General features: G+C 64.2%; 8 protein-coding genes. 4 read left to right on the forward strand and 4 right to left on the reverse strand.

Annotation, left to right across the window (positions count from 1 at the left end; translation table 11 throughout):
• The first annotated feature begins 3 nt into the window (after positions 1–3).
• Together MPE_RS20170 and MPE_RS20175 are read left to right on the forward strand one after the other, a co-directional pair.
• On the forward strand, positions 4–3,336 hold the full coding sequence (locus MPE_RS20170; RefSeq protein WP_011828779.1) for a hypothetical protein: 3,333 nt from the start codon (positions 4–6) through the stop codon (positions 3,334–3,336).
• Positions 3,336–4,178, forward strand: a complete 843-nt coding sequence (locus MPE_RS20175) for a phosphoadenosine phosphosulfate reductase family protein (protein WP_011828780.1) — start codon at positions 3,336–3,338, stop codon at positions 4,176–4,178. The genes MPE_RS20170 and MPE_RS20175 overlap by 1 nt, the downstream gene beginning before the upstream one ends.
• A 286-nt stretch (positions 4,179–4,464) precedes the next feature.
• Here the strand turns inward: MPE_RS20175 and MPE_RS20180 are convergent, their stop codons facing one another.
• Genes MPE_RS20180 through MPE_RS20195 form a run of 4 tightly spaced genes read right to left on the reverse strand, consistent with a single transcriptional unit; the run spans position 4,465 to position 15,631 of the window.
• Complete coding sequence (locus MPE_RS20180) at positions 4,465–6,804, reverse strand: DUF262 domain-containing protein (protein WP_011828781.1); 2,340 nt, start codon at positions 6,802–6,804, stop codon at positions 4,465–4,467.
• Between the two features lie 12 nt (positions 6,805–6,816).
• A complete protein-coding gene (locus tag MPE_RS20185) occupies positions 6,817–12,240 on the reverse strand; it encodes an FtsK/SpoIIIE domain-containing protein (protein WP_011828782.1) in 5,424 nt (1,807 codons plus the stop codon).
• Positions 12,237–13,754: a methylation-associated defense system protein MAD7 family protein gene (locus MPE_RS20190; RefSeq protein ID WP_011828783.1), complete on the reverse strand. Its 1,518-nt coding sequence runs from the start codon at positions 13,752–13,754 to the stop codon at positions 12,237–12,239. Before MPE_RS20190 ends, MPE_RS20185 begins: the two co-directional genes overlap by 4 nt.
• Positions 13,751–15,631: a DEAD/DEAH box helicase family protein gene (locus tag MPE_RS20195; protein ID WP_011828784.1), complete on the reverse strand. Its 1,881-nt coding sequence runs from the start codon at positions 15,629–15,631 to the stop codon at positions 13,751–13,753. Before MPE_RS20195 ends, MPE_RS20190 begins: the two co-directional genes overlap by 4 nt.
• Before the next feature lie 384 nt (positions 15,632–16,015).
• Between MPE_RS20195 and MPE_RS20200 the strand changes: the two genes are divergently transcribed.
• Together MPE_RS20200 and MPE_RS23525 are read left to right on the forward strand one after the other, a co-directional pair.
• The gene (locus tag MPE_RS20200; protein ID WP_011828785.1) at positions 16,016–16,597 is read left to right on the forward strand and encodes a hypothetical protein; all 582 of its coding nucleotides are present in this window, start codon (positions 16,016–16,018) and stop codon (positions 16,595–16,597) included.
• An 89-nt stretch (positions 16,598–16,686) separates the two neighbouring features.
• Positions 16,687–17,061, forward strand: a complete 375-nt coding sequence (locus tag MPE_RS23525; RefSeq protein WP_148210900.1) for a hypothetical protein — start codon at positions 16,687–16,689, stop codon at positions 17,059–17,061.
• Positions 17,062–17,099: the final 38 nt, after the last annotated feature.

Raw genomic sequence — 17,099 nt, forward strand, 5'->3', positions numbered from 1 at the left:
AAGATGTCCGATGAACAGCTAGTTCCACGGCCACTGTCGGAGGTCGTCTCGATATCTCGGCAGTTCCTGCGCTCCATCCGCCTCGACGCCGATTTCGGTCGGGAAGACGCGTTGTCCGGCTACGTCTGCCAAGGGACGGCTCGATCACTCCTGGAGAGCATGGCCCGGCAACTGGTGTCGACGCGGCAACGGGCCTTCACGTGGACCGGACCGTACGGCGGCGGAAAGTCGTCCCTGGCGCTGATGCTGTGCTCTCTGGTCGGCCCGAACCCGCGACTGCGTGCGCGTGCTCGCGACATCCTCGACCTCCCGGCCGACAGCCCGGTGAGCAAAGCCTTTGAGGCGCGAGGCGAGGGCTGGCTCGTGGTCCCGGTGGTCGGCAAGCGTGCAAGCGTCGTTCAAGAACTGCACACTGCCCTGAACAAGGCGCGAGGAGGCGGCCGTCGAAAGCAAGGTGAGCTTGTCACCGAACTGGTCGCGGCCGCGGAAGCGCACCGCCAAGGCGTGCTGGTCGTGGTCGACGAACTCGGCAAGTTCCTCGAGGCTTCTGCACAGGGCGCCGGCGACGACATCTACTTCTTTCAAGAACTTGCCGAGGCGGCAAGCCGCACCGCCGGCAAGCTCGTGGTGGTGGGCATCCTCCATCAAGCCTTCGATGCGTACGCGACGCGACTGGGCCGCGACGCGCGAGACGACTGGGCAAAGGTGCAAGGGCGCTTCGTCGACATCCCACTGGTTGCTGCCTCCGACGAGGTGATCGAACTGATCGGGCAGGCGATCGACGTCAATCCGTCAGTCGATAGATCCCTGCTGATGCATTGCGTCGAACCCGTAGCTTCGGCCATCCGGACACGGCGCCCCGGCACGCCGGCAAGCCTCGCTAAGAGCCTGGCCAAGTGCTGGCCGCTTCATCCTGTGACGGCATCGCTGCTGGGTCCGATCTCGAAGCGCAAGTTCGGCCAAAACGAGCGCAGCACCTTCGGCTTCCTCGCGTCGCGCGAGCCCAATGGCTTTGCAGAGTTCATCGAGGGCCAGCCAGCGGACTGGAGGTCCATCTACGAGCCGGCGCGCTACTGGGACTACCTGCGTGCCAACCTGGAACCGGCCATCCTTGCGTCACCGGACGGCCACCGTTGGGCTGCGGCGGCCGACGCCGTCGAACGCGCCGAAGCCAAGGGCGAGGCCATCCATGTTGCGGCAACCAAGACCGTCGCGTTGATCGAGATGTTCCGCAATGGCTCCGGTCTCGTCGCGGACGAGTCAGTCCTCCGAGTCTCGGTTCACGCCCGCAACTACGGGGAAGTGAGCAAGGCGCTGCACGACCTGGTGCAGTGGAAGATCCTGATCGAGCGTCGCCACCTCGGGGCGTACGGTGTGTTCGCCGGAAGCGACTTCGACATCGAGGGGGCCATCTCGCATGCGAGAGGTGAGATCGGCGGTCCGTCGTTGGAGCACGTGTCCGCGCTGAGCGATCTGCAACCGGTCTTGGCCAAACGCTTCTATGCGCAGACAGGTACCATGCATTGGTTCACTCGGCGCATCGTGCGACTGGCCGACCTGCCTCACACGCTGGAGCACTTCCGGCAGGACAAGGGCAGCGCCGGCGCGTTCCTTCTCTGCCTTCCCGATGTCGACACGAGCGAACGCACCGCCGAGCGTCAAGTGAGATCGGCCAGCGCCGAGAACCCGACCGTGCAGGCGTTGCTAGGAACACCGGCGAATGCCGCTCGGATATCGGAGCTCGCGCTCGAGCTGGCGGCAGTCGAGCGCGTGATGAAGACGCGGCCCGAGCTCGAAGGGGATGCGGTGGCGCGACGGGAGCTTGGTGGGCGTCTCGCAGCCGTCCGTGGCGCTCTGGAGGACGAACTCGCCGATGCGTTCGTCCTGTCGAAGTGGTACTGGAAGGGAGAGCGGACCGGCGCCGACAAGCACAGCTCGCTCTCGTCGATCGCATCAGACGTCGCCAAGGACGTCTACCGCAAGGCGCCGACGATCTTCAGCGAACTGCTGAATCGCGAGGATCCATCGAGCAACTCGAACAAAGCTCGTAAGGATCTGATGTACCAGATGATCCGCGGCGGTGCCCGCGAGAACCTCGGCTACACAGGCTATCCCGCGGACGCTGGCCTCTACTACACGATCTTGCAGGCCACCGGCGTGCACCGCAGAGACGAGAAACGCGGCTGGGGCTTCTACGAGCCCTATGTGACGAACCCTCGGCTCGAGGGCATGTGGCAAATGTGGACGGCTGCTCGTGAGCGCGTTGCGCAGCCGGCCCACGAGACGACGGCTTCCGATCTGTATGCCTACTGGGGTGCACCACCCTACGGCGTGCGTGCGGGGGTCATGCCGGTGCTGGCGCTTGCCTTTTACCTGGCATACCGGTCCGAACTCGCGATGTACGTTGACGGTGTGTTCACGCCGGACCTCAGCGAGGCGGTGATCGACGACTGGCTGCAGGATCCACAACGGATTCGCTTCCAGTACGTTGCGGCGTCCAAGGACCAGGAAAGCCTGGTCAAGGCGATCGCAGCCAGTGTCTCGGAACAGTCCAACGTCACCATTCCGGCGGCACCACTGGACGCGGCGCGCGCGCTCGTTGGTCTGGTGACGTCCCTGCCAGGCTGGACTAAGCGAACGCTCACGGTATCGCCAGCCGCGCAAGATGTCCGCGCGATGCTTCTCAAGGCGAGCGACCCGCACAAGGTTCTGTTCGCCGATCTACCGACGCTGCTCAAGGCCGACTCACCGAGCGAGTTGGTGCTGCGCCTTCGCGCTGTCACCAATGAGCTGTCGACTGCCTATCAATCGATGTTGGCGCGCGTCCGTGAGCACGTGTTGAAGGCGCTCGACCATCAGGACCGGCCTCTTGAATCGCTCAACCATCGCGCGATCAACGTCAAGGGCATCACGGGTGAGTTCCGACTGGATGCGTTTGCAGCCCGCCTGGAAGTGTTCGACGACACCGACCAGGCTGTGGAGGGGATCATCAGCCTCGCGGTCAGCAAGCCGTCGGCGCAGTGGGTCGACCGCGACATCGATGCTGCGCTGCTTCAACTCGGCTCCTGGGCCATCGATTTCCGTCGGGCCGAAGCCATGGCGCCGTTGCGAGGCCGCCCATCGACGCGGCGCGTCATCGGTGTCGTGTTCGGCGCCGGCAAGGGTCAGGACGCAACCGGCTCTGTCGACGTCGCGGAGAGCGACATTCCCGCGATAGACCAGCTCGTGAAAGAGCTGCTAGCCACCGTCCAACGTGAGCGACGGGAGATTGTTCTGGCCGCTCTGGCAGAAGCGGGAGCAATGTTGGTCAAGCTAGGAATGAAGGAGAAGGCGTGATGGCAGAACACCATGTGCTGGGCCTGTCCGGAGGAAAGGACAGTGCGGCCCTGGCCGTTTACATGCGGCTCCACCACCCGGAGCTCGAGATCAAGTACTTCTTCACGGACACCGGCAAGGAGCTGCCCGAGGTGTACGAGTTCCTGGGGCGCCTCGAGGGCTTCTTGGGCCGTCCGATCAACTACCTGAACCCGCATCGGGACTTCGACTTCTGGCTTCGCCAATATGGCAACTTCCTGCCATCAGCGAGCACTCGCTGGTGCACGCGCAAGCTCAAGCTGGAACCGTTTAAGAACTGGATCAAGCCTTGGCTGGCCGCCGGCGACAGCGTGCATAGCTACGTTGCGATACGGTCGGATGAGGATCATCGGGAAGGCATGGTCGCCCAGCATGAAAACCTTTCGGTGCACCTGCCCTTCCGCGAAGCCGGCGTCGACAAACTCGCCGTGCTTGAGATTCTCGAAGGCTCTGGGCTCGGCTTGCCGAAGTACTACGATTGGCGCTCGCGCAGCGGCTGCACGTTTTGCTTCTTCCAGCAGAAGGTCGAGTGGGTTCGCCTGAAGCAGATTCATCCGGATGAGTTCGAGAAGGCAAAGGCCTACGAGAAGACCGCCATCGAACACGGATCGCCGTTCACGTGGGCACACCGGGAGCCGCTGACCGAACTGGAACAACCCGAACGGATGGCCGAGATCGAGACGGACTTCGAGCTCCGCAAGCAACGCGAGTTGGCGCGCCGCAAGCCCAACCCGCTGCGGCCGGTGACCTGCGAGCCTGTCGACATCGACGACCTCTACCTCGAGGACGAAGGCGGGGGCGCTTGCCTCGTGTGCCACAAGTAGAAGTCATGAGCTCGACGGGCATTGAACGTCGTCACCGATCTGCCGAGGCCGATCAGGCGGGCTTGTGGTGCGACACAAGGCAGCGCCCGAGCACGACGCTGAGCCCTGAGGTCGAGCCAGACCCCAATGCATTTGACTGGCACAGCAGAAAACTGCTTGCCAGCTGTACCACGCCGTGGTGTCTCACCTCGAGATAACGGAACAGGAACAATCCGACGAACTGCACTGGATCCTCGACCAGGTGCGTGCGGAACTCAACGCCAGATCTAAGCGACGTGACTAGCTGCTAGCGCAGCCAGCCGTCGAGCTTGTCAAAGATGCGCTCACACAGGTGCTGAGACCGCTGCTCGATGAACGACGCATCCCACTTCGCGCCGACAGTTCCGCGCAGGGCCAACGGCGCCAAGTGCGGCACGTGTTGAGTCCCTGCACTCAGCGTGCTGAGGCTCGGTGGTAGCGAAGCGATCCCCAGGCTCGCCATGAGGGCACCGGAACTCGGGCCTGCGGCGGTACTGGTTGGCGTGGTCAGGTGCCAGTAGTAGAAGGCCTTGTCCGGCCACTCCGAGTACACCGACGAGTTCACCGGCATTGACAGTAGGGTCAGGTTGCCAATCTTGTCGACGATGGACGTGTTGCCCGGGTAGATCGCCGGATCGAACATCGCAGGAAACGTCAACTTCTTGGGCTGGTCACGTGTCGCCACGTGCTCGATCACCTCGAAGGCTGAAGCGTGCCAAGCCTTTGAGGTCAGCATTGGCACCGAACCGGGCTTGCCATCGACGTAGAAGCCCTCTCGTCCAGCGGCGAGATCGACCCCAACGTCGTGCGCTGAGACGAACAACCCGAACTTGCATACGGTCTTTCGCTGATACCACGGCGAACCCTTCGCAGCGTTCACCCAGAGCGGGCGAGCTGCGATGCTGCTGGTCGCATCGTAGATCCCCTGGCCAGCGAGGGCCAAGCGGAGGGCACCCTTGAGGTAGGCGGCTGTCTGGTTGGCAGCGCCTCCCTTCAGGGACATGTTCGGCGCATGCTGGTCGAAGAGCTTGCGGTAGTCCGAATCAGGGAATCGCCCTTGCGACGCTCCCATCCAAAGGGTGAAGAACGCCGCGACCGCCTTCGCGGCTGACAGAAACTCTGCCGATGCGCCAGCCAATGCCACCGGGTCGCCCTTGGCCCGAAGAAGCTTGGCGTAGAACAGGCTGAGGACAGAGTGCGCCATGGCATGCTGTGCATCGCGAACGAAGTAGATGCATAGGGCCGCCAGGTCCGCATCGTCGAGCGGCATGCCGAGCTGCTGGAGGTGCGTCACCAAGCCCAGGTTGGTCGAGTTCTTCGGGGATCGCCGTGGCTTGACGACGACATCGAAATACTCCGCTTGGTCAGCTAACGCCTGAACGAACGTCGCAGCCAAGGCGCTCGGCGGCGCTGGCAGCGTGGCCGTCAACCAGTCCCGTTCTTCGCTGAAGCGCTTGCTCAGCTCGGTCCCGTCATACACCAACGCGGTCGACACAATCACCCGATCGGTGAGGTCCTCCTTCCGATCAGCGGTGCTCTCTTCATCGAAAACGCGCTCGATGCGATCCACCTGCGGCTTGATGCCCGTTGAGTAGTTGGCTCCCCAGGCCTTCACGACGGCCGGCTTGAACACCTCAAATGCGGTTAGCGGAGTGCCGGTGGCATTGAGCGACTGGAACATGTCGAACGCCAGACTCTCGTCCAAGCATTCGATCACGACAACATGACACCCTTTGCGCAGATAGATCGAAGCCGCGAGCAACAGCACCGCCGAATAGAAGCACTTCTGCTCTGGTGCTCCCAAGGCTCCGATCTTCGTAAGGTCCGGGGGGTATCCGGTGAAGCGTTCAAGCGCGCTGCCTTCCATATCGTTCGCGACAAGTAGGCGCGAGGCCAGCACCTGGTCCGCAGTCTCAAGCTGCGAATCAATGGTATCGATGAACTCTTCGACGACCGACTTCAAACGATCATCCAGCGCCAAGTCCGCCAGCTTGACCCCATTGATCGCATTCGCCAGTAGCGATGAAGTGTTGGACCGATAGAACGCGTCGATGGCGCCGGCCAACGTCCATTGGTCCGAGACGGGGTTGCTGGTCACGTCACCGGCGCGAATGACGATGGGCTTGCGGCTCGGCTGGGCCCCCCCCTTGGTCGTCTCCACGGAAAAGAACTCGCGAATCAGACGGACCTCGTCGGTCAGTTCGTTCGCCAAGCTTGCGAACTCGGCATGGGCGCCGCCGACCGTGGTCAGCTGGCTCGCCAACCGTCCCGCGTACTCAGCAAACACGCATGCGAGGATGGCTAGGGACGTGATGCGCTGCTGGCCGTCGACCACGTTGGAAACTTTGGTCAACAGATTCGGCGTGTCGAAGTGGGTTCCCAGCTTCGGATTCTTTTCGTCATGAAGAATGACCGTGCCGAGGAACAGCGCATGCGTGGGCTTAGAGAGCGTGCGGCGAACGGCGGCGAAGATGTCCGTGATGAGCTTCTTCGCGTTTTCGTCATCCCATGAGTAGTTCCGCTGGTAGTAGGGGATGTAGAAGCCCCTGCCCATCTGAGAAAAGAAGCCATGCAGTGCTTCGGCGCTGTGGGTAAACGGCTGAGCCAACGTTCTGTCTCCCTAGTTGTCGTCGTTCACGATCGCGGCTACTGCGGCGGCGATGTCGTCGTCATTGAGAAAGGGCGCCTGGCCGAACACCAGGCCTTGTTCGCCCGCAAGCTTGGCTGCGAGATGCCCCTTGCCGAGCAACAGTTCGGCCCCTGGACGATCGAGCGCGATCTTCGAAGTGGCTTCACTGGCCACCTTCAAAATGAGCCGGTTGCCCAGGTTCTCTCGTAGCTGCATCGGCATAACGTCCTTGTCGGGACGCTGCGCAGCGAAGACCAAATGGATGCCAGCCGCGCGTGCCTTGACGCCCAGGCGAGCCACTGCCGCACTCACCACGCCCTTGTAGTTGTCGTCGAGCATCCAGTCCGCGAACTCGTCGTGCACAAGCACGATCATCGGGAGTCGGCGATCTGGCGTGATTTTCGAGTTGAAGGTTGGCAGGTCCCGGGCTCGGACTTCCGCGAACTGCCGGTACCGCTGGTCCATTTCTTCGACGAGCGCCTTCAGCACCTCGATGGCCCGCTCCTGCGTCGTGATGATCGGCTCGCGTAGGTGCGGTAACGCTTCGAGCGCGGCATAGTCGACCCCCATCTTCGGATCGATCAGGACGATCTTGGCAAGGCGGCTGGGGTTGGTCGCGGCAATGTCCAGCAGCAGCGACTGGATGAGCACCGACTTGCCGCTGCCCGTCGCGCCGGCGACCAGAGAGTGCGGCTCGTGCTGCGACAGGCCGCCAAAATCGCCGCCTAGATTCAGGTAAAGGACGTTGCCATTGAGTTCCTGCAGGCCGAGTGCGAACGAAGTATTGATGCCCGCCGCGTTGCGCTTGAGTTCTCGCCGTGCCCAGACATCCCACAGCGAAACCGCCTGGCGCTTCTCGCCGGCGATCGACACGATGATCTCGCCCGGCTTGGGCTGGACGGTCACCAGCTGCAGGCTGTGGGTCGTGAGCAGCTGCATGCGCTTCGACTCGATGTCTTCGACCCGAAGCCGATCGGAACCGGCCAAACGCACGAGGCAGCCGTTAGGTGTCAAGCGCGTGCCGATGACGTTGGCCTGCAGGCCATAGCTGTTCAGCGCCTTCTTCAGCGCCGCTGTCATCTCGCGGGCCCAGGCCTCCCTGTCGTCAGTCGCGGTCGAAGCGGACCCGGCGTGGCTTCCGATGAGCTGCGTCAACGCCGGACCGTAGGCCGCAGCTGGCTGCGGCGCCGCTACGTCCAGTGGCGCGGCGACGGCCAGCGGCACCGCAGGTTCGAGGGGAACCGCTGGCTCCGGAGCGGCTGCAGCAGGTTCCTCTCCCGGCACGACGGCCGCCGGGGCTTCCGGTGCCGCAGGCGCCGCGGCGACGGGCGGCGGTGCAGTGTCACCCACCAGCTTGCCAATCATGTCGGTCCAGGTGACCCGCGCAGCGGGCGCATGGGCGTCGCTCAGCTGCCATGGCTTGTCACCACCGATCGACTCCCGGACCTCGGTCGGGTCGCGTTCCTGTGCATACGCCTCCGCGATGCGCCGCAGGGCCGTTCGATCGAAAACCTCCTGGAAAGCGATCGCGGGAGCGCTGATTTCCACGGGTGCACGCATCGACTGTGTATCTGGCTGGCCGGCATCTGCGCTGTGAAGGAACACGTGGGAGTAGCCGCGCAATGACAGCTGCACCGTTCCTTTGCGGATCTCATCCCGTGCGCGCTCGAGCAGGGCGGTCTGGTCTGGGGGGATGACGGCATCGATCAGGAGGTCAGCCAGGCGCGCGAGCCAAAGGTCTCTGTCCAGTCTGCCAGGGTCGCCGAACAGCGCCTCCCTCAAGGTGGTCAGCGTCGCCAGCAACTGTGCCCGGGAGCCGCGCTTGGCGTCCGCGGCGGCTTCGGCGGCGACGTACTTCGACTCGACAACCGCCAGGTGCAGACGGATGCCTTCCGACGACTCCTCGATGCAAAGTCCGAGCAGGTCGGCAATGCGGCTCTCGCGCTGCGCCAGCCAGCTCGCGTAGTCGTCAAGAAGGAAGAAGACCTGCACCGGGCTCTTCTGCGGGCTGCCGCACACACGCCAGAACTCGTGCTGAACGAGGTAGCGGCTGAGCGTCAGGCCCAGCATCTCGCCGGCGGACACGCCGCGCTTCGCGGCGCGCAAGACGATGTCGCCCGATACCGCCAGCGCGTCGCGGATGACGCGATCCGCGGCCGCGTCGAGCCGGTCGACAGGCACGTTGAGACCCAGCTCGTCAATGCGGCGACGCGCGAGGACCTTGAGCAGGCGCAGCTCGGACGTCGAGCTGACGATCATGTTGCGCCCGTTGGTCCTGTGACGGCGGTATCGCACCACCTTGATGTCGTTGGCCAGCAGCTGCCGCTTGTCGAGCAGCTCGTCGTAGGTGGCCACCCACTCAGCGATCTGGTGCGCATCCCGGAAGATGTCGCCCAGGCGCTCGTTCTTCAGCGAGATCTGGCGTGCCGGAACCAGGTGGTGGCCGGCCGGGGGATCCTGCTGCCGCACCACTGCGCCCACCATGTCGACGTAGGCACGTCCGGACGCGGTCTGCTGTGGGCAGGTCAGAAATGTCGTCGACTTGAGCTCGTTCTCCCCGGACACGCTGCGGTATGACCAGCGTGACGGCGCGTGCTCGAGCGAGTCACGGTCGTTGAGCCAGTGTTGAGGCACCCACTCCGGTGAGGCGGTTCGTGCGACGACGTCGTGCAGGAACGCGATGTCGAAGGGGCGGAAGCCGTGCGCGGACTCGGGGAGCGAGCCGCTGGTGGGGACGACGGAGATCCTCAACTTCGACATGAAGTTGTCCGAGGTCTCGCTGACCACGGGAACGTCAGGGTCCGCATCGGACTTGCTCACCAGCTCGGCGTAGAGCTTGCGCAACTTGCCTGGGTCCGTGTGGCGCACCGCCACGTTGCACTGGAGGTCCGACTCCTCGCTCTCCAGGTCGGTGAGAGCCCGAACGGTGGCCAGGGGCAGCGCGGCCGCGTCGGCGTTGTACAGCACGACCGACATGCTGCTCGCCTCGTGCCGCTGCAGGCCGACGTAGCGTTCGATGAGCTCACGCACTTGCCGTGCGGCTTCCGTGGGGCTCACATCGGTCAGCTCATCGTCGCCCGATTGCACCGGCTGCTCCATCAGGCTGTAGCCGTTGACCGTACTGGACTCAGCTACAAGCACGGGCGCCCCGTTGCGGTCGGCGACGGCGACCTCGGGGTAGAAGGGGTGGGCCAGCTCTTCGGTGAACTCCTGGAAGAAGATGTTGCGGTCCCCGAAGTCGATGTGCTCGGAAGACAGCAGGTGGTTGATCAGGCCGGCCGTGCGCCTGAGCTTGACAGCAAGTGCCTTCATCCGCTCGGGATGCCACGGGGGCACGACGAGGCTGGGCTGGTCGCCGGTGACAACAACGGTCCCGGCACGCAGGATCAGGTTGACCAGCTTCGATCGCGCGACATCGCCTCGGGCGTTGTCTTTGAGCAGCCGCAGCAGCGCCGCAAAGTGCTCGGCCTGCTGCATCACCGCATCAGTGTGCAGACCGCGGCCGATCATGTCGCCGAGGGCCTGCTGGTACGTCTCCTGGAAGCGATCCCAGGCCTCGACGATGGCCTTCGCCTGCTCCGGGGTGAGGCGCTCCTGCTCCTTAAGCTGCTTGATCGCTTGCGACACTTCGCGGCCGAGGTTGCGGATCTTCGCGGGCTGCGGGACCAGGGAGCCCGCGTCGCGTCCGAAGGTAGCCTCCAGCGTGCTCACATCGAGCAGAGAGACCGACTGGATGCCGCCCTTCTTGCTGACCAGCCGACGCGGTACTTCGGTGCAGGCGATCGTGCCCTTCTGGCGCAGCCGCTGCACGTCGTCCAGGAGCTGCAGGCCGATGGCCTCGGGCTGCCCCCACCAGATCAGGTGCGTCTTGTCCGCCGACACGACTTTGTCGCCCTGGCGGATTTCCAGTGCGACCTCGAACTTGAGCTGGATCTGCTGACGCGCGACGGAGATCACCGGCTTGGCCGACTCGGGTTTGCGCGCGCGCTCGAACTCCAGAAAGGCCGGGAAGTCGAACAGCGGGTCCGGCAGCCCGGGGTAGTTCGGCACCGAGCGCTCGAACGACACGCGCTCTTGCAAGAGCACCCGCAGCGCCCGGTACATCGTCGAGAAGTAGTTCCCGATGTCGTGGTTGAAGCGCTCGCGCCAATCCTTGCGGCCGCGGGCGACCTTGATCCGGACTCGTCGATCACCCACGGCGCTGGCTTCGGCCGCTGTCAGCCGTTGGATGGCGGTGACCAGGCCCTCCAGGAAGTCCGTGCAGTCGATGGGCTTCCCAAAAAGGGCCTTCTCCCACCTTGCCTTGAGCTTCGGATGTTGGTCGAGGTAGGCGCGATGAAGGTCGAAGAACTGCTCGTCCTCATCGGTCCACTCGTTGCGCTTCTCGCGGGTCCTGAGATCGACCAGGTGAGCTTCCCACTCCGGCGACAGGACATCTGTGTCGTTGCAATCTTCCTTGAAGAACTCGGTCGTCTCGTCGGCCAGGCCTCGCTTCTTCTCCTTCGGTCGGTCGAACAGCAGGTGGATGCCATCGGCCTCCCACTCGAAGTCGCACAGCGCCCGCGCCACGTCGAGGTCCCCCGGCTGCGCGGCGATGAAGCCGCCAATGACCGGCCGCGCCTCAAGCTTGATATTGGCCTCGTTCTCTTCGAACCGGTCGCGGATGTCCGCGCCATCGATCGTCTGGCCGTTCTTTCGCTGCTTGACGACCAGCGGGGCCCGTTCGTTGAAGAGCTTCTCGAACGCCTTGCGCCATGGCGTGATGGCAATGCCATAGGTGCGGCTGTTTGTGAACAGCGCCGTATCGCGGGGCAAGCGCAGTTCCGGCAGCGCACGGCCGATGGCCGCGCGGATGGGAAGTCCTTCGGACTTCGAGGCTTGGCCAATCGCCGCACAGAACGCGGCCAGCTGGTGGAGCGAAAACTCCTCGGCGGCGAGCAGGCCACGGAGGGCTGCGATGAAGACCTGATGGTCATCGTCGGCCAGCAGTAGCCCGGTGCCGAGGATCGTCGCCTCGACCCACTCCGCGGCCTGGCCGTGAAACTCGGCTGCGCCGATGGGCGTGACATGGCCCAGGGTGTCTTCGAGGTTTGGCTCGAGACCGTTGGCCGTCAGCATCGCCGCCTTGTCGGTGGGCGTGTTGCGAACGGCTCCCGCGTTCTCTTCGGTTAGCAGGTCGGGATGCAGGGTCTCGTTGACGACGAGAGTCCTGGGGATGCGCACGTCAACCAGCGCCCGGAGCGTGGTGTCGCTGTGGATCTCACGAACGATTGCCGCGATGTGGCCGCTGCTCAGACGGTCAAGACGAAACAGCGCCGGCGCCTCGGAGGCGCCGTCAGCTTGCTTGGCAGTGGCAATGCGCTGGCGAAGGATGGCCGCGCCCACGCGGCCGACAATGATGTCTGCGATGCTCACTGGGCACCTCGGCGGGTGAATGGGTTCTCCACGAAGGCGCACGAATCTGACAGGCGCCGCACCAGACCGAGGCCGAGGAGACGAGTCTCCAGGTGGGCCGCGTTGTCCATCAGCGCGGCCTGGTCCACCTGGTGGCTCTCGATGTAGCGGGCGCCTTCTACGTGCCCGACCACGATGCCGTAGCGCCGGTAGATCTCGGCCAGGAACTGTGAGTACTCCATCGTGTCGTCGACGACCGTGACGACGAGTGCCTTCAGCAGCCTGTCGCTTGGCGCATAGCGGACGCGCCGGCTCAACCGCCGTGAACTGAGGCCAAGTGCCCGAGACCATGTGCCATGGATGCGGGCAACGTGCTGTTCGTGCCGGTTGAGGGCGCGCTCGAGGAGCCGGCCGAGCAACTCGGTGGGTGCCATGTTGGTCAAGGGCACCTCGTCGTCCTTCTCGTACTGGAAGTGCTCCCGCACGAGGGCGGCGCAGTTGCCCGTCGGGTCTTCGGAAGCCAGCGCTTCCAGCCATGCCGGTGTCGTTTGGAACCGCTTGATGAGCGCTTCGATGGCACGAACAGACATGCCTTGGTTGGTCTGGAAGCCAGCGATCGAGAGCGCGCGAACCTTCGTCCGTTGCTTCGACACGATCTCGCACAGCAACTCCACCGGCTCTTCAGCGCCGATGGCGTCCCGGGCTTGCTCAAGGAAGTACAGCAGGAGGTTCAGGCCGGTGATGGTGATGAGGTGGTCCAGGCCGTCGTACAGCGGCATGTCGCGCGACAGCACGGCCAGCCAGTCGTCGCACAGGCGATCAAAGCGTGGGGCGCTGGCCAGGGGGAGGTAGCCGACTTCCTTTTCCTTGTCCGCAAGATGCGGCGGGCCCTGCAGGGAGGCGACCAGCCGGTCCATTTGCGATTCGGACTGGAACATGCGTCGCACGAGCTCGGCGCCGAGTTGCGGACTGCGCACCGCCCGGCTCAGCATCAGGTAGAGCAGTTCGCCTGTGCGGGCGAAGAAGCGGCGATCGTTGGACGCGTTGCCACTCGCGTCGAAGCGCAAGTCTTCGTACAGCGCGGCCGGCCCGAACGGGAAGACGAAGCGCGAACTCCAGCGCTTGTTGCTCTGTCCCTCGAAGGCAGAGGTGCGCAGCAGCTCGACAGCGCGCGCGAAGTCGTCGAAGCTCGTGAATCTGCGCTTCAACTCGTTCACATACCGTTCCGGCGGATCCGTCGCGTCCTCGCGAAATAGTTCGACCCACCGTGCCCACTTGGCTTCGTCGGAGCCGGTGGTGGAGCGCACGACCTCGATGTACGGGTTGTTGAAGAGGATGTTGCGCAGGCGGACCTGGTGCTGCGGGCGGTAGCGCACGCGGCCTTGGGCCGGTTCCCGCAACGGGTTGCTGAGGTTCGACTGCAGGACGTTGAAGAACTCGAGGACTGCCAGATGGGGAAGCTGCTCGTCGTACAGCCGGTGGCCCCAGATCTGCTCGTCGACGACGAATGAGACTTCCTTGATGGTGGGTGTCATGCACCGGCTCCCACGGTCACACGCTTGAGAAAGCCGCTGCCGTTTTCCTCGATCTCGATGAACGCGAGCTGCAGCTCGCCAGCGTCGGCGGTGGGTTCGCCGGGCTCGCTGTCATGTTCTGTCATCTGCTGCTGCCGCACGTGTTCCGCCTTGCGCAACAGTCGAACCTTGAACGCCAGCAGGTCTTCGTAGCACTCGTTGGAGAAGCTGCTCGGCAACGCGCCCTCAGCCACCCGGCAGATAAACTCGAATCGAACCGGCGTCAGGTCGAACTTGACCGATGCGGCCGCACCCGGGGCGACGTGCACCTCGATGGCCGGCCGCTGCGTGATCTGATCGAAGCGCAGGCGCAGCCCGGCCCCGTTGCCGACTCGCTTGGCAGGCACTTCGGTGTCGCACAGCACGCTGATCTTTGACTGGCTGAACCCGCCCGAGCTCGCGATGAAGATCGTGTCGGTGTTGTCGAGCAGAAGGCCCGTCATGACTCGGTTCAGGCCACGCACCATGCGCCCGCGCACGTGAGGCGACACCGCAAGGTTCTGTTCGCAGCACCGCTGCAGCGCCAGGTAGTCGCCTGCGAAGCGGAACATCGACAGGCTCCAGAATGGATAGGCTGCCGCGTCCTCAGCTGGCAGCGTGAAGAACAGGCGCTGCCGTTGGTCGCTGAGGCGCTGCACGAAGGCCGCGGCGGTCTGCTCTTCGCGCGCCGACTCGTCACCTTCCAGGTATTGGGCCTGCTGGGTGAGGTACCCGGCGCCGGCGCCGTAGACCCGGTCGTTGGCCACCAGTCTGTCGAAGTCGATGCGCAACGATTGGTCGTGCTGACCGTACACGAGGAGGCCGTCGATCGTGTTGGTCGACTCCTCGCCGATGCCGAAAGAACCCAGGGTGCGGAAAACCGTCCGCGCCATCGCGCGACGATGCCCAAGATTTGCACCGAAGACGTTCCGGTAGATGCTGGCGCGATCGGTCAGCCGCTCCTCCTGCAGGCGCGCGACGTCGCCGCACGTCATCAGGTTGTCCTTCGCATCCGGGTGACCAAGCAGCATGTTGGCCACTAGCGCGAGGAGGTCGCGCATCGGCAGGTGGGCGCCGTTCAGGCGGGCGAGGTCGATCAGGTCCTCAAGGCGACTGATGAACAGGCCGGCATCATCGGCGCCCATCGCGCGCCGACGGTTGGCGGCGATCGGACACTGACGGTCACCGGCGTTCAGCTGGCATCCATCGCAGTGGCTCCAGTCGGGGTGTTCGGTCACTGCCTTGATGACCGCGCGGAAGGAGTGGCGCTGAGTCGCGCCGCCGAGGTCGTTGAGCATCAGCCCAGGGATCGTTCGGCCCGGCTCAAGGAAGGCTCGCTGCACGTCATCGAGGAGCCGAGAGGCCGAGCCGTCCGCGGGCGAGCGGAAGGTGCGCAGCCGGTCGAGGATCTGGCCGTGGTTGCAAGCGATGACGTAGCCGACCGGGTGGCCCGGCTCAAGCGCGGACGACTCCAGCCCGGCCAACACGGCTAGGCCCTGCTCAGGGGTCAGCTCGCTCAGGTCCTTGACGAAGGTCAGGGCACGACCGCCGGCGAGTTCCAGCGTCTTGGTCTTCTCGTGCCGATCCCATCCTTTGGGGTCGCCACCCAGCCGCTCCCAGAGCTTGCGTGCGTGGTACGTCTTGCCGTCACCGGCGGTGCCGGCGATCAGGATCGACCGCACTTCGCCGGCGGCCACCTTCTCGGCCATGGCATCGACGGAGGGCGTCGGAAGTTCGATGGGCCGCACCTGCGCCCGCTTGAGCGCGGCGTTGATGTGCTCGTCGAACAGGTTGCCGTTGGTCGGCAACGGTCCGTAGTTGCGTAGAAATCGAATCCAGTGTGCTGCGGGTGGCGTCACGGCCCCCTCCCCTGTGTTGCTCCGTGCCCGTTCCCGGCCGGCGGTTGGATTGCTGGGTTATTTTCGCCCTTGGCAGGCCAGGACTTTCTAATACAGCGGGAAATGTCGCTCCTTGTAAACCGAACGCGACACGAGCGGGCGGAGTGCAGATGCTCTGTGCCGCAAGCGGGGCAGCTTGGGGTAGGGAAAACGCGGACCCGGATCTGAGAGGGGTTCGAGGCGGCGTAGCCACCAGGAACGTCACCCGGGCAGGTCGGCCCCTACCGGTGGCCCCTTACGGGTCAAAGGGGGCGGCGGTTTCGTGTGCCGCGCTGAAGTAGGCAGCCGGCATGCCAAGCGCATCGGCGACACTTCGACCTCCAGGTCAATGGCAGCGGGGGCACGATGGGCATTGCAGAGGGCTTCTATGCCAACGTCACGCTGACGGATGTGCTCCTGGCGTCAGCGTACTACCCGATCCTGGTGGACTTGGCCAAGCACAAGCATCGTCTCACCTATGGCGAACTGGTCGAACGCGCGAAGGCCGAGTATCCGGAGAGGCCGGTGGTGCAGAAGGCCATTGCGGTGTCCACTGGTCGCCGGCTCGATGTGGTCCGCATGTTCACGAGCGAACGAGGTCTTCCGGACCTGACTTCCCTCGTCATTAACAAGGGTTCTGGCGAGTGCGGCAGTGGCTTCACTCGCCACTTCGATCCAGTCGCCGCCCGCGAACGAGTTTTCGAGTTCGACTGGAGCACGGTGAGCCTGGACTTCGCCTGCTTCGTCAAGTCGACCGAGGTCGCGGTGCAACCGCGCAAGAGGGTGAAGGAGCCGCGCGCTCGTGAGCTAATGGCGATCTTCTACCAACAGCACAAGGCGACGTTGCCGCCGGCCGTGCGCGATCGCCGCGAGGTGATCGTCGAGCTGATCATGGAAGGCTTTGCAGAGCACGAAGCCTTTGCGCTGGCCATCCGAGACGTCGGATAGCAGTCGTATGGCAACACTGACAATGATCGTTGCACCTGAGGCGTGGCGGTAGTGCGGTGCTCGATGCGGAGGATCGTGGAGGCTGCCGGATGAAGTTGGAATCGGGGAGAGCATCGATCGTGATTCGCACCGGTACCCCTGGAACGGTGGTTTTCGAGGTGATGGGTTCGACTGGGGAGGTGCTGGCGAAGAGCATGCCGTTTCCCACGATCTGCCGCCTTGAGGCGGCGTTGGCAAGCATGGGCGCCGCGGTCGATGGGACATGGCGGGCCACGTGTGGTCCGGAAGGAGGGACGTTGCTGCTGGTCGGTCGTCGGCGAATCCCACTTCATGGAACGCCTTCGGAGGCCGAAGTATCCCTTGCCATTCAGGTCGTCGCGGAAGCGCGGATCATTGACCTGCGCCCGGAAGGCCGAAGAAGACAGGATCTGACCGGGCTGCGATGTGACCTTTCCGATGGATAGGTGGCTCACCTCCTGAGCCAGTGGGCGTACATACTCTC

Source organism: Methylibium petroleiphilum PM1, from assembly GCF_000015725.1.
GTDB classification, from domain to species: domain Bacteria; phylum Pseudomonadota; class Gammaproteobacteria; order Burkholderiales; family Burkholderiaceae_C; genus Methylibium; species Methylibium petroleiphilum.

Bases quoted from the DNA above. Each gene is read 5' to 3' on its own strand.
- MPE_RS20170 (WP_011828779.1), top strand. From the start codon at position 4: ATGTCCGATGAACAGCTAGTTCCACGGCCACTGTCGGAGGTCGTCTCG.
- MPE_RS20175 (WP_011828780.1), top strand. From the start codon at position 3,336: ATGGCAGAACACCATGTGCTGGGCCTGTCCGGAGGAAAGGACAGTGCG.
- MPE_RS20190 (WP_011828783.1), bottom strand. From the start codon at position 13,754: ATGACACCCACCATCAAGGAAGTCTCATTCGTCGTCGACGAGCAGATC.
- MPE_RS20200 (WP_011828785.1), top strand. From the start codon at position 16,016: ATGGGCATTGCAGAGGGCTTCTATGCCAACGTCACGCTGACGGATGTG.
- MPE_RS23525 (WP_148210900.1), top strand. From the start codon at position 16,687: ATGAAGTTGGAATCGGGGAGAGCATCGATCGTGATTCGCACCGGTACC.